The following is a 12,499-nucleotide window of genomic DNA, read 5'->3' as shown; positions in this document are numbered from 1 at the left end:
CGCGATCCCGGTGTTCCTGAACCAGCGCAAGAAGGCGGTGGACGCCTCGATCAAGTCGGACCTGCGCACGGTCGCGAACGAGCTCGAGACGTTCTACACCGACTGGCAGCAGTACCCCTCCGGCGGTATCGCCGCGAACACCGCGTCGCAGACCAACAACAAGATCACCATCGCGGCGAACTCGGCCGGCGCGACCTCCAACGCGGCGATCGACATCAAGCTGAGCCCCGGCAACGTCGTCTCGGTCGTCGTGGACTCCACCTCGCAGACGTACGCGATCAGCGGCTTCAACGAGAAGGGCACGGCGAACACGTCGGCCACCAAGGTCTTCAACTACACGAGCAACGGCGGCCTCGTGCCGGGCGCGCCCGGTGCGGCGGCGTCCGCGCCGACGCCGTGAGGCTGACGCACTGACAACGGGTCGGGTCGCGAGCATCGTCTCGCGACCCGACCTGCTCGCATACCACCACCGAGGAGACGGGCGTGAACGGACGGACGGGTCGCACCGCGGGTGCACTGCGTCTGCGCGGCGACGACGACGGCTTCACGCTCGTCGAGGTGATCGTGGCGCTGCTGGTGCTGTCGATCGTCGCGACGGCCTCCCTGTACTTCTTCGTCGGCGGCTCGCGCAGCGTCAGCTCGCAGCAGCGCCAGCAGAGCGGCGTGGCGGTCGCGAACCGCGCGATGGAGGACGTGTACTCGCTCGTCGCACGCGCGTCGGCGACCGGGACCTCGGGCCTGGTCGTGGGGCGCAAGCAGTCGGACGTCACGACCGCGTGGAACGCCGCCGTGACCGAGGGGACGCCCGGCCTCGGCGACAGCTACCCCGCGTGGGACAAGGCGACGAGCCCGCTCCCCGCCGCGGGCGTCGGCGACGACAAGATCAAGCTCACGCAGACCGTCGACGAGTCGGGCATCCGCTACACCGTCCGCACGCTCGTCGGGTTCTGCTACCGCGCGAAGGCCACGCCCGCCGCGCAGTGCACCCGCACGGGTGGCGATGCCGCAGGCGTGTCGACGACCGGCTACATGCAGCTCATGCGCGCGTACGTGACGGTGTCGTGGGCCGACACCACCGGGACGTGCAAGGCGTCGACGTGCCGCTACGACATCGCCTCCCTGGTCGACCCGAGCAACGACCTCAAGTGGAACAACACCACGCGCCTGCTCGCCGTCGACGACTCCGTGTCCGTCGACGCCGACGACGTGATCGAGATCGACGTGCTCGACAACGACACGATCATGGCGATCACGACGAACCCCGTCTCCATCGTGTCCAACCCGGTCCTCGCCGGGACCAGCACGCCCGCGGGCACCGCGACCGTCGACACCTCGACAGGGCGCGTGGTGTACGACCCGAGCGACGACGCGTGGGGCGAGGTCACCTTCACCTACCGCGTGACGATCGCCGCGCGCACCGCTCAGGCCGTCGTGCACGCCTACGTCAACCCGATGGCCCGGCCGCTGACCGGGAACGCGTACCCCGGGCAGGCCGTCGCGATCCCCGTCACGACGATGTGGGGTGCCGCGGCCAGCGGCCTCGCCGTGGTGCAGCCCGCGACCGGCGGCAGCGTCGTCGCCTCCGGCTCGTCGTTCACGTACACCGCCCCCGCCTCCACGGGCACCTACACCTTCCGGTACACGTTCACCCAGGGCGCGTACACGAGCACCATCGGCACGGGCACGGTCGTCGTGGCTGCGCCGATCCCGCCGGTCGCCGGGAACCGGACGTTCGAGACGGACGCCGTGATCACGCCTGCCGACGTCCCGCTGCCACTCCAGACGGCGAACGGGAACGCCGCCAACTACCGGGTGCGGATCATGTCGCTGCCCAGCGCGGGCACGTTGCGCCTCGACGGCAACAACGCGGCGGTCAACGGCGTCGGCAGCGCGGTGGCGTTCCGCCCGCCCGCCCAGACGGCCGGTGTCTACACGTTCACCTACCAGGTCGCCCCGCCGGCCCCGAGCACGACCTGGTCGGCGACCGCGACGGCGACGATCCTCGTCCAGCCGAAGGCAGCCGACGACCCGCAGACGACGGTCTCGAAGAACCAGTCGAACCGCATGCTGCAGGTCGGCGCGAACGACGGCTCCGTGGCGGGCACGACCCTCGAGATCGTGTCCAGCCCGGGCCCGGCATGCATCACCATCGCGTCGAACCAGGGCACGAGCTGGGCGTCGGGGAACGTGCAGTACAGCGCTCCGAACAAGACGGGGACCTGCAGCTTCACGTATCGCCTGAACCCGATCGACAACCGGTTGCGGCAGTCGGCGACGGTGACTGCCTACGTGAAGGTGAACTGATGCGCGTGCTTCGGGAGCGGCTGCGCCGCTCGCAGGACCAGGGTCGTGACACCGGCATGACGCTCGTCGAGCTCATCGTCGCGATGGGCATCTTCACGATCGTCATCGCGGTGTTCATGGGCGCGATGGTGACGATGTCCAAGAACACCGCCCGGGCGGCGGCGACGTCGCGCGCCGGCGACGAGCTGCGCGTGGCGTTCCAGCGGCTCGACAAGCAGGTCCGCTACGCCGACGCGATCAACTTCCCGGGCGCGGGCTCGGGCGGCAAGCAGTACGTGGAGTTCCGCATCCCTGCCGTGGCCGCCCCGTCGGGGGTCGTGACATGCGTGCAGTGGCGGTGGGACCCGACCGCACGGACGCTCGCGATGCGGACGTGGCCGCAGGGCGGCACGGTCCCGGCGTTCGTGCCGATGGTGCGCAGCGCGCTCCAGAGCGTCGACCGCACGACATCGCCGCCCACCCCGATCCCGGTGTTCGTCATGACGCCGGCGAACTCGGAGCACCCGCGGCAGGCGCTCGACGTCGCGATCTCGGTCAACGTCAACGCCAACGCGAAGGTCCAGTCCACGTCGTCGTCGTTCATCGCGCGCAACAGCACGACGGACTCCGACGGCAACGCCGACAGCGACGCCAACGGCGTCTCGGACCGGCCGGCGTGCAACGTCGCCGGGCTGCGCCCATGAGGAGGAGCGTGATGAGCGGGATCCGCGAGGTCTTCGCGCGCGTGCGGCAGGCGGGTCGCCGACCCGACGCGGGGATCGCCATGCTGACGGCGATCATGCTCGTCATGGTCGTCGGCGGGTTCGCGATGCTCACGCTCGCGCTCGTCGCGAACCAGGTGCGCCCCACGATCTTCTCGGAGAAGAGCACGCGCACCATCTTCGCCGCCGAGGCGGGCGTGGAGTCGGCGCTCGGCCGCATCCGCACCGCGCAGGCCGCGCCCGACTTCACGGGCCGCATCTACGGTGACCCGCGGCAGCTGCCGTGCACCGTGACGGGCTCCGTCGAGGGCACCGCCGGCACGTCGACCTACTCGACGCAGGTGCGCTACTTCATGGACGACCCGGCCGGGCGCAGCGACGCGTGGCTCGCGTCGAACGCGATGACGTGCTCGCCGACGAACGGGACGGGCACCGCGCTGCCGGCGTACGCGCTCATCACCTCCAAGGGGCAGGCGCCGACCGGGAGCAAGGTCGCGGCGTCGCAGGCGGACCGCGGCATCTCGATGACGTACAAGTTCGAGACGACCACGCAGAACGTCGCCGGCGGTCGGATCTACAACTGGAACTCCGGATTCTGCCTGCGGGCGAGCGGCCTGACCGCCGGCTCGACCGTCAAGTACCGCAGCGCCGCGTCGTGCGGCTCCTCGGCCAACGAGGACTACGAGCTGTGGATCTACGACTCGGACTACACGCTCACCCTGGCGAGCTCGACGACGAGCGGCACGAAGCTGTGCCTCTCGTACTCCGGCTCGAGCATCACGCTCGCGAGCTGCGGCTCGCCGTCCTACAACCAGCTCTGGGCGTGGCACAGCGGCGGCAACGCGACGTGGGTCGGCCAGAACTCGTCGATCAACGACGACACCAGCAAGTGCCTGTTCTCGGGCCGGACCTCCGGCAACCCGGTCGACGGCGACAACCTGCAGGTCGGCTCGTGCCAGAACCAGACGACGACCGGCGCGTTCTCGCCCGACCCCGCGGTGGGCCCCGGTGCGGCGAGCGCGAACACGCGGCAGATCGTCAACTACCTCGAGTTCGGCCGCTGCTTCGACGTGACCGACACGGACGTCAACAAGGCGTTCATGATCAGCTACCCGTGCAAGCAGGACCCGCCCGCCGCGTCCGGCCTCTACTGGAACCACAAGTGGTTCTACGAGGAGCCGCTCGTCGGCACGACGGCACCGGCCCAGCTGATCTTCGTCTACAGCTCCGCGGGCACGCAGTACTGCCTGCAGTCGCCCACCGGTGCGACCAACCCGAGCTCGCTCGGGTCCGCGTACTATCCGACGCTGACCAGCTCGTGCAGCCTCTCGAACACGGCGCAGCGGTGGACGCGCAGCACCGGCACGGGGGACAAGGCCACGAGCTGGACCATCCGCGACTCGACGGGGCGCTGTGTCGGTCTCGGGCCGAACCCGTACGTCGGCAAGTGGTCGACGCTCGTCGTCACCGCGTGCAACGGCAGCTCCGCGCAGAAGTGGAACGCGCCTGCGGACGAGGTGGAGGCCGAGGTCGGCAACTACCTGGAGGAGACCGGCTAGATGGACCCGACGAACCCGTACGACCTGACCCCCGTCCTCATCCCGATCCTGGGCGTGCTGGGCCTGGTCGTCGGCTCGTTCCTCAACGTGGTCGCCTGGCGGGTCCCGCGCGGCGAGTCGGTCGTCTCGCCGCCGAGCGCCTGCCCGTCGTGCGGGCACCACATCCGGTCGTGGGACAACATCCCCGTCGTGTCGTGGCTCGTGCTGCGGGGACGGTGCCGCGACTGCGGGGCCGCGATCTCGCCGCGGTACCTCGTCGTCGAGCTCGTCACGGGCCTCGCGTTCGCGACGGTGACCTTCTGGGTCGGGGCGTCGTGGGCGCTGCCCGCGCTGCTCGTCCTCGCCGCGCTGACCGTCGTGCTGACGGTGATCGACCTCGACGTGCACCGGCTGCCCGACGCGATCGTGCTGCCGTCCATCCCCGTCACGTTCGCGCTGCTCGCGCTCGCGTCGTGGAACCCCGGCGGCGAGGCCGACTGGGGTGCGCTGCTGCGGGCCCTGGTCGGTGCGGCTGCGCTCGGGCTGTTCTACACCGTCCTGGTCGTGGTCTCCGCGATCGTCTACGCGGGCGGGGGCATGGGCTGGGGCGACGCGAAGCTCGCCGTGGTCCTCGGCGCGTACCTCGCGTGGGTCGGCTGGGGCGCGCTCGTCGTGGGCGCGTTCGGCGCGTTCGTGGTGGGCGGCGTGTTCTCGGTCGTCCTCATGGCGGTCGGCCGCGCCGGTCGGCGCTCGCAGATCCCGTTCGGCCCCTGGATGCTCGCGGGAGCCTGGATCGGCCTGGTCGTCGGCGAGCGGCTCTGGGCCGCGTACACCGGCACGTTCTGACCGGGCGCGCACCCGCGTCCACCTCGGTCGCCGGGCCTGCGAGCCCGCTTCGCACGACCTCCAACCACCGGTCGCGGACGCCTCAAGGACGTCCGCCCTCGTGCCGATATGACCGGCACAAGCTCCTCCCACGAAGGGATGTCACGTGGCTTCCACGCGAGTGATCGGACTCGACATCGGCACCTCGGCGGTCCGTGCCGCCGAGGTCGAGTTCGGCAGCGGCGGGCCGGCCCGGTCGCAGCCGACCCTGCTGCACTTCGGCCAGGTCCCGCTCCCGCCCGGAGCGGTCCGGGACGGCGAGGTCGTGGAGCAGACGATCGTCTCCGCCGCGCTGCGCGAGCTCTGGGCGAAGGGCAGGTTCTCCGGCAAGGACGTCGTCCTCGGTGTCGGCAACCAGCGCGTCCTGGTGCGCGACCTGCAGCTGCCGTGGATGCCCGCCGCCCAGGTGCGTGAGGCCCTGCCGTTCCAGGTGCAGGACATGCTGCCCATGGCGACGACCGATGCGCTCCTCGACTACTTCGCCACCGGCGAGGGCGAGGGCGAGACGGGCCGCGTCCTGCAGGGCATGCTCGTGGCCGCGCAGCGTGACACGGTCGTCCCGAACATCCTCGCCGTCGAGGGTGCCGGCCTCCGGCCTGTGATGGTCGATCTGAACGCGTTCGCGCTGCTGCGGTCGGTCGTCCGCGGCGACCTCGCGACCCGCACGGTCGCGCTCGTCGACATCGGCGCCCGCATCACGAACGTCGTCGTCGCCGCGAACGGCATGCCGCAGCTCGCGCGCATGCTGCCGCTCGGCGGCCAGAACGTCACCGACGCGGTCGCCGCGGCCGCCGGGGTGTCCGCGCAGGACGCCGAGGCGCTCAAGCGGCACGTCGGGGTGGGCTTCGCCCCGCAGGCCGGGTACGAGGCGGTCGCGCAGGCGATCGACGGGACCGCGCAGGCCATCATCGAGGCGATCCGCAACACGTTCGTCTACTACGGCGCGAACCACCCCGGCGCCGGCATCGACGTCGTCGCCCTGACCGGCGGCGGCTCGCACCTGCCCGGCCTCGGCCAGTACATCTCGAGCTCGACGCGTCTGCCCGTCACGCTCGGCGACGGCCTCGCCGGATTCAAGTTCGGGTCCGGCCTGGACCGCTCCGCCCTCACCGGCCAGGAGTCGCTCGTCGCTCTCCCCGTCGGCCTCGCGTTCGGAGTCGCAGCATGAGCCCCGTCCTCCAGAAGCAGGCGACGGTCAAGGGCAAGCCGGCCGCGCCGGGCCGCCCGACGACGGCCGGCCTCCCGCAGGTCAACCTGCTCCCGCCCGAGATCCGGGCGACGCGCGCCCTGGCGACCGTGAAGCGGTGGCTCGTGATCGCGCTCGTCGTCGTGGTCGCGCTGGTCGGGGCGGTGTACACGTTCGCGCTCGTCGACCGCGGCGTCGCCGCCGACGAGCTCACCGAGGCGGACGCCGAGACGATCCGCCTGCGCGACGAGGAGCGCAAGTACGCGGAGGTGCCGCAGGTCCTGACCGCGATCGCGGCGACGACCGACGCGCGCACGGTCGGCATGGCGCAGGACGTGCAGTGGAAGTCGTACATCGACGCCATCGCGGCCGTGCTGCCGGCCGACGTCACCCTCGACTCCTTCCAGATCGCCGGGCCCTCGCCGCTCGCGGCGCCGTCGGCGGTGCAGGACCCGCTCGCGACGACCCCGGCGGTCGGCACCATCACGTTCGCGGCGCGCTCCGCGACCCTGCCGAAGACGGCGGAGTGGATCGACGCGCTCCGGACGGTCCCCGGCTTCAGCTCGCCGTGGGCGTCGACGATGGCGATCACGGCGGCGGAGGGCTCGGGCACGACCTACTTCTCGGTGCAGATGTCCGTGGACGTGACCGACGCCGCGCTCTCGCACCGCTACGACCCGACGGTCCAGGAGGGCAACTGACATGGGCGGATCGAAGACGGCCTCGTGGGTCACGGGCACCGCGCTGCTCGCGCTCGTGCTCGTGGCCGGCGGCTGGTTCCTGCTGATCGGGCCGGTGTTCGCGACGGCGGGCGAGACGCGCCTGCAGGCGCAGTCGGTCCGCGAGTCCAACGAGGCGCTCGCGCAGCGGATCACCAAGCTCGCGAAGCAGTACGAGAACCTCGAGCAGTACAAGGCGGAGCTCGCTGCTCTGCGCGCCCAGGTCCCGACGACGGCGCAGCAGTCGGAGTACCTGCGCGAGCTCCAGACCATCGCGGACGCGAACGGCGTGACGCTCACGACGGTCACCCCGTCGATCCCGTCGGCCTTCACCCTCGTCGGGCAGGCAGCCGCGGCGCCTGCGCAGGACGAGGAGATGAGCGGTGCGGGCGTGAGCGGACAGGACGGGGAGACGCCGGCCGACACGGCCACCGACCCGGCGGCCCAGCCCGCCGCACCGGCTGGCCCCGCGGTGCCGGCCGGTATGGCGACGGTGCAGCTGTCCATGACGGCGGTCGGTAGCTACGACGGCATCCTCGCGTTCGTCAACGCGCTCCAGACGGGGACGACCCGGCTGTTCCTGCTGACCGACGTGCAGGGCAACGGCCAGTCCGACACCGAGGCGGGCGCGGGGCGTCCGGCGACGGCCGTCGGCGACCTCGAGGTGCAGCTCACGGGCATGGTGTTCGTCCTGCCGGACAGCACGACACCCGTCGCACCGGCCGACCCCGAGGCCCCGGCCCCGGCGCTGCCCGGCGCGGTGCCCAACAAGAACCCGATGGTGCCGCTCGGGGGCTGACCCCCGCGCACGCTCACGGTCCACCCCCCGGGCAGTCGTCCGGGGGGTGGACCGCGTCATGGGAGGATCGCGGCATGCTGCGTTGGTTGACCTCCGGTGAGTCCCACGGCCCCGCGCTGGTGGGGATCCTCGAGGGCGTCCCGGCGGACGTCGAGGTCCGCTCGTCCGACGTCCAGGCGGCGCTGGCCCGCCGGCGGCTCGGGTACGGGCGCGGCGCCCGTATGAAGTTCGAGCAGGACGAGGTGCGGCTGCTCGGCGGCGTCCGCCACGGCCGGACCCAGGGCGGGCCGGTCGCGATCGAGATCGGCAACACCGAGTGGCCCAAGTGGGTCGACGTCATGTCGGCCGACCCGGTCGACGACCCCGAGGTCCTCAACCGCGCCCGCAACGCGCCCCTCACGCGCCCTCGACCGGGCCACGCGGATCTCGTGGGCATGCGGAAGTACGCGTTCGACGACGCGCGCCCGGTGCTCGAGCGCGCGAGCGCCCGCGAGACGGCGACGCGCGTCGCGCTCGGCACGGTCGCGGCCCACCTGCTCGAGCAGGCCGCCGGGGTGCGCCTGGTGTCGCACGTGGTGGGGATCGGACCCGTCGCGGTGCCCGAGGACGCCGCGCTCCCGACGCCCGACGACGTGGCGACGCTCGACGCCGACCCGGTCCGCTGCTTCGACGCCTCGACGTCGGCTGCGATGGTCGCCGAGATCGACGAGTGCCACAAGGACGGCGACACTCTCGGCGGCGTCGTGGAGGTCCTGGTGTACGGGCTCCCGTCCGGGCTGGGTTCCTACGTGCATGCGGACCGGCGCCTCGACGCGCGGCTCGCCGCCGCGCTCATGGGCATCCAGGCCATCAAGGGTGTCGAGGTCGGCGACGGCTTCCGCACGGCCGCCCGACGCGGGTCGGTCGCGCACGACGAGATCGAGCGCGACACGTCGGGCCGCATCGTCCGTCGCACGAACCGTGCGGGTGGTCTCGAGGGCGGCATGACGAACGGCGAGATCCTGCGCGTGCGCGCGGCGATGAAGCCGATCTCCACCGTGCCGCGCGCGCTCGACACGGTCGACACCGCGACGGGTGAGGCCGCGAAGGCGCAGCATCAGCGCTCCGACGTGTGCGCGGTGCCGCCGGCGGCGGTCGTCGCCGAGGCGATGGTCGCGCTCGTCGTGGCCGACGCGCTGCTGGAGAAGACGGGCGGTGACAGCGTGGCCGAGGTGCGGCGCAACCTGGACGCGTACGTCGCCTCGATCCCGTCGCTGCTGTCGTGACGGGCGCGGGCCGCGCACCGGGTCCCCGCGTCGTCCTGGTCGGCCCGCCCGGGTCGGGCAAGTCGACCGTGGGGCACGCGCTCGGCGAGCGCTGGCAGCTCGCGGTGCGGGACACCGACGCGGACGTCGAGCGCGTTGCGGGCAAGCCGATCGCGGAGATCTTCGTCGACGACGGCGAGCCGCACTTCCGCGCGCTCGAGCGTGACGCGGTGCTGGCGGCGCTCGCCGAGCACGACGGCGTCCTGGCGCTGGGCGGGGGTGCGGTGCTGCACGCGGACACGCGCGCGGCGCTCGCGGTGTACCGCGCACGGGGCGGGGCGGTCGTGTTCCTCGACGTGACGCTCGCGCACGCGGCGCCGCGCGTCGGGTTCAACCAGTCGCGGCCGCTCCTGCTGGGCAACCCGCGCGCGCGGTGGCAGGCACTCATGGAGGCGCGGCGGCCGGTGTACGAGGAGGTCGCGACGCTGCGCGTGCTGACCGACGGGCTGCGGCCCGCGGACGTCGCGGTGGCGGTCGAGGACGGCCTGACGGTCCTGAGGGTGAGCGACGGTCCGGCGGCGGGCGCGGAGGGGGAGCGATGAGCACGACGGTCCGGGTCGAGGGCGACGCGCCCTACGACGTGGTGATCGGCCGGCACCTGCTGGGCGAGCTCCCGGCCCTGCTGGGCGAGGGCGTGCGCCGGGTGCTCGTGGTGCACCCCGCGGCGCTCGCGACGTCGGCCGAGGCGGTCCGCGAGGACCTGCTGGGGCACGGCTACGAGGCGTTCGTCGCCGAGGTGCCGGACGCGGAGGCGGCGAAGACGGCGCAGGTCGCGGCGTTCCTGTGGGGCGTGCTGGGGCAGGCGGACTTCACACGGTCGGACGCCGTCGTGGCGCTCGGCGGCGGCGCGACCACGGACCTCGGCGGGTTCGTCGCGGCGACGTGGCTGCGGGGGATCCGGGTCGTGCAGGTGCCGACGACGCTGCTCGCGATGGTCGACGCGGCGGTCGGCGGCAAGACCGGCATCAACACCGCGGAGGGCAAGAACCTCGTCGGGGCGTTCCACCCGCCGGCGGGCGTGCTGTGCGACCTCGCGGCGCTCGAGTCGCTGCCGCCGCACGACTTCGTGGCAGGGCTCGCGGAGGTCGTGAAGTGCGGGTTCATCGCGGACCCGCGGATCCTCGAGCTCGTCGAGGCGAACGTCGCGCTGCTGCGCGACCCGGTGGCCGCGTCGTCGTCGCCGGTGCTGGCCGAGCTGGTCGAGCGCGCGGTGGCGGTCAAGGCGCGGGTCGTGGGGGAGGACCTCAAGGAGTCGGGCCTGCGCGAGATCCTCAACTACGGGCACACGTTCGGCCACGCGATCGAGCAGGTCGAGCGCTACCAGTGGCGGCACGGCGCCGCGGTGTCGGTCGGCATGGTGTTCGTCGCGGAGCTCGCACGACTGGCCGGCCGGCTCTCGGACGACGTCGTGGAGCGGCACCGCGCGATCCTCACGTCGCTGGGTCTGCCGGTGTCGTACCGCGGCGACCGCTGGGACCGGCTCGTGGCCGCGATGCGCCGCGACAAGAAGACGCGCGGCGACCTGCTGCGCTTCGTCGTGCTGGAGGAGGTCGGGCGCCCCGTGCGGCTCGAGGGCCCGGACCCGACCCTGCTCGCGGCGGCGTACGCCGAGGTCAGCGAGGGCGCCCCGGCCCCGTCGCGCGCGGTGTCGTTGTGACGCGTGGCGGCGCGGCGCGCGGGGTGGTGGGCGGCGCGTCGCGCATCGGCGTGTCGCCTAGGCTGGGGCGATGACGCGCGCGCTGGTGCTCAACGGTCCCAACCTGGCCAGGCTCGGGTCCCGGGAGCCCGACGTGTACGGCTCGGCGTCGCTCGACGACCTGGCGGCGTCGGTCGAGAAGTGGTGCGTGGACCTCGGCATCGACGCCGAGGTCCGGCAGACCGACGACGAGTCCGAGCTGGTGGGCTGGCTGCACGAGGCCGTCGACACGCGTGCGCACGTCGTGCTCAACCCGGCCGCGTTCACGCACTACTCGTACGCGCTGCGTGACGCGGCGGCGCAGGTCACGTCGGCGGGCCTGGTGCTGGTCGAGGTGCACATCACGAACCCGTACGCGCGCGAGGCGTTCCGGCACACGTCGGTCGTGGGCGGCGTGTCGACGGGGACGGTCGCGGGGTTCGGCTTCGACTCCTACCGCCTGGCGCTGACGGCGATCGCGCTGCGCGTCTGAGGTCGCACGGTCCCGCGCGGGACAAGCACCAGGGCTTGTTGTCTGTACGACAAGCATGCAGACTTGTCGCATGTTCGTCCTCACGATCGACCAGCGGGGGAGCCGCCGGCACGGCGACCGTGTCGAGCAGCTGCTCGCGGACCTCGCTGCGCACCACGAGCAGACGGGGGTCGACCCGCTGCGCGGGTTCGAGCGGACCGTCGGCGACGAGGTGCAGGGCGTCTACGACGACCCCGAGCCCGTGGTCGACGTCGCGCTGCACGTGCTGCGGCTCGGCGGGTGGACGGTCGGCATCGGTGCCGGACCCGTCGACGAGCCGCTCCCAAGCTCCCCGCGCGCGGGCAGCGGGCCGGCGTTCGTGCTCGCGCGCACCGCGGTCGAGGCCGCGAAGAGCCGCAGCCGGACCGTCCCGCTCGCGGTGCGCGGACGCGACGACGGGGCCGGGCGCGACGCCGAGGCGGTGCTGGTCCTCGTCGCCGCCGTCGCCGCGCGCCGGTCCGAGGCCGGCTGGGTCGTCGCCGACGCGATGAGCGTCGAGGCGCCGCGCCAGGACGAGCTCGCGGCCCGGCTGGGCGTCACCCAGCAGGCCGTGAGCCAGCGGCTGCGAGCCGCCCTCTGGGCCGAGGAGCGCGCGGCGCGGCCGGCTGCCGCGCGGCTGCTGGCCTGGGCGCAGGGAGTGGGGGAGGATCGTCCGGCTCGTCCCTGACGTCCCCGGAGGTCCCCGTGCCCGCACCGCTCGTCGCGGTCGTCGTCGTCGCCGCGCTCGCGCTGTCCGCCGCGGGAGGCTGGCCGGTCGTGTCGCTCGTCCTGCGCCTCGCCTCGCGCTCGCGCGACGCGGGCCGGCCGGGCCACGCCGGCGCGCACGCGCTGGCGGCGGAGGGGGCCACGGGCACGC

General features: G+C 72.9%; 13 protein-coding genes. All 13 read left to right on the top strand.

Annotated features, from left to right (window positions below):
• On the top strand, positions 1-400 hold a 400-nt coding region (locus tag CTKZ_RS21695), incomplete at its 5' end, for a hypothetical protein (RefSeq protein WP_160142923.1).
• Positions 401-483: 83 nt separating this feature from the next.
• On the top strand, positions 484-2,304 hold the full coding sequence (locus tag CTKZ_RS16490) for an Ig-like domain-containing protein (protein WP_124343964.1): 1,821 nt from the start codon (positions 484-486) through the stop codon (positions 2,302-2,304).
• A complete protein-coding gene (locus CTKZ_RS16485) occupies positions 2,304-2,987 on the top strand; it encodes a PulJ/GspJ family protein (RefSeq protein WP_160142922.1) in 684 nt (227 codons plus the stop codon). Before CTKZ_RS16490 ends, CTKZ_RS16485 begins: the two co-directional genes overlap by 1 nt.
• 11 nt (positions 2,988-2,998) lie before the next feature.
• Positions 2,999-4,564, top strand: a complete 1,566-nt coding sequence (locus CTKZ_RS16480) for a ricin-type beta-trefoil lectin domain protein (RefSeq protein ID WP_160142921.1) — start codon at positions 2,999-3,001, stop codon at positions 4,562-4,564.
• Positions 4,565-5,389 carry a prepilin peptidase gene (locus tag CTKZ_RS16475; RefSeq protein ID WP_124343961.1) on the top strand — a complete coding sequence of 275 codons (825 nt, stop codon included), beginning with the start codon at positions 4,565-4,567 and terminating at the stop codon, positions 5,387-5,389.
• A 145-nt stretch (positions 5,390-5,534) separates the two neighbouring features.
• Positions 5,535-6,596, top strand: coding sequence for a type IV pilus assembly protein PilM (pilM, locus tag CTKZ_RS16470; RefSeq protein ID WP_124343960.1), 1,062 nt, complete (start codon positions 5,535-5,537; stop codon positions 6,594-6,596).
• Entirely contained in the window at positions 6,593-7,315 is a 723-nt protein-coding gene (locus CTKZ_RS16465) for a PilN family protein (protein WP_124343959.1), read from the top strand. The genes pilM and CTKZ_RS16465 overlap by 4 nt, the downstream gene beginning before the upstream one ends.
• Before the next feature lies 1 nt (position 7,316).
• Positions 7,317-8,132, top strand: coding sequence for a hypothetical protein (locus CTKZ_RS16460; RefSeq protein ID WP_124343958.1), 816 nt, complete (start codon positions 7,317-7,319; stop codon positions 8,130-8,132).
• Positions 8,133-8,206: 74 nt separating this feature from the next.
• The gene (gene aroC, locus CTKZ_RS16455; protein ID WP_124343957.1) at positions 8,207-9,397 is read left to right on the top strand and encodes a chorismate synthase; all 1,191 of its coding nucleotides are present in this window, start codon (positions 8,207-8,209) and stop codon (positions 9,395-9,397) included.
• Complete coding sequence (locus tag CTKZ_RS16450; protein ID WP_124343956.1) at positions 9,394-9,978, top strand: shikimate kinase; 585 nt, start codon at positions 9,394-9,396, stop codon at positions 9,976-9,978. Before aroC ends, CTKZ_RS16450 begins: the two co-directional genes overlap by 4 nt.
• On the top strand, positions 9,975-11,093 hold the full coding sequence (aroB, locus tag CTKZ_RS16445) for a 3-dehydroquinate synthase (protein WP_124343955.1): 1,119 nt from the start codon (positions 9,975-9,977) through the stop codon (positions 11,091-11,093). The genes CTKZ_RS16450 and aroB overlap by 4 nt, the downstream gene beginning before the upstream one ends.
• Positions 11,094-11,163: 70 nt before the next feature.
• Complete coding sequence (locus CTKZ_RS16440; RefSeq protein WP_124343954.1) at positions 11,164-11,604, top strand: type II 3-dehydroquinate dehydratase; 441 nt, start codon at positions 11,164-11,166, stop codon at positions 11,602-11,604.
• Between the two features lie 70 nt (positions 11,605-11,674).
• On the top strand, positions 11,675-12,310 hold the full coding sequence (locus tag CTKZ_RS16435; RefSeq protein ID WP_124343953.1) for a hypothetical protein: 636 nt from the start codon (positions 11,675-11,677) through the stop codon (positions 12,308-12,310).
• The last annotated feature ends 189 nt before the right edge of the window (positions 12,311-12,499 follow it).

It is taken from the genome of Cellulomonas algicola, assembly GCF_003851725.1.
Taxonomy (GTDB): domain Bacteria; phylum Actinomycetota; class Actinomycetes; order Actinomycetales; family Cellulomonadaceae; genus Cellulomonas; species Cellulomonas algicola.
The sequence above is the reverse complement of the archived record's forward strand: the minus strand, read 5'-3'. Positions and strand labels throughout refer to the sequence as shown.

Bases quoted from the DNA above. Each gene is read 5' to 3' on its own strand.
- aroC (WP_124343957.1), top strand. From the start codon at position 8,207: ATGCTGCGTTGGTTGACCTCCGGTGAGTCCCACGGCCCCGCGCTGGTG.
- CTKZ_RS16475 (WP_124343961.1), top strand. From the start codon at position 4,565: ATGGACCCGACGAACCCGTACGACCTGACCCCCGTCCTCATCCCGATC.
- CTKZ_RS16460 (WP_124343958.1), top strand. From the start codon at position 7,317: ATGGGCGGATCGAAGACGGCCTCGTGGGTCACGGGCACCGCGCTGCTC.
- CTKZ_RS16465 (WP_124343959.1), top strand. From the start codon at position 6,593: ATGAGCCCCGTCCTCCAGAAGCAGGCGACGGTCAAGGGCAAGCCGGCC.
- CTKZ_RS16480 (WP_160142921.1), top strand. From the start codon at position 2,999: ATGAGCGGGATCCGCGAGGTCTTCGCGCGCGTGCGGCAGGCGGGTCGC.
- CTKZ_RS16485 (WP_160142922.1), top strand. From the start codon at position 2,304: ATGCGCGTGCTTCGGGAGCGGCTGCGCCGCTCGCAGGACCAGGGTCGT.
- CTKZ_RS16440 (WP_124343954.1), top strand. From the start codon at position 11,164: ATGACGCGCGCGCTGGTGCTCAACGGTCCCAACCTGGCCAGGCTCGGG.
- CTKZ_RS16435 (WP_124343953.1), top strand. From the start codon at position 11,675: ATGTTCGTCCTCACGATCGACCAGCGGGGGAGCCGCCGGCACGGCGAC.
- aroB (WP_124343955.1), top strand. From the start codon at position 9,975: ATGAGCACGACGGTCCGGGTCGAGGGCGACGCGCCCTACGACGTGGTG.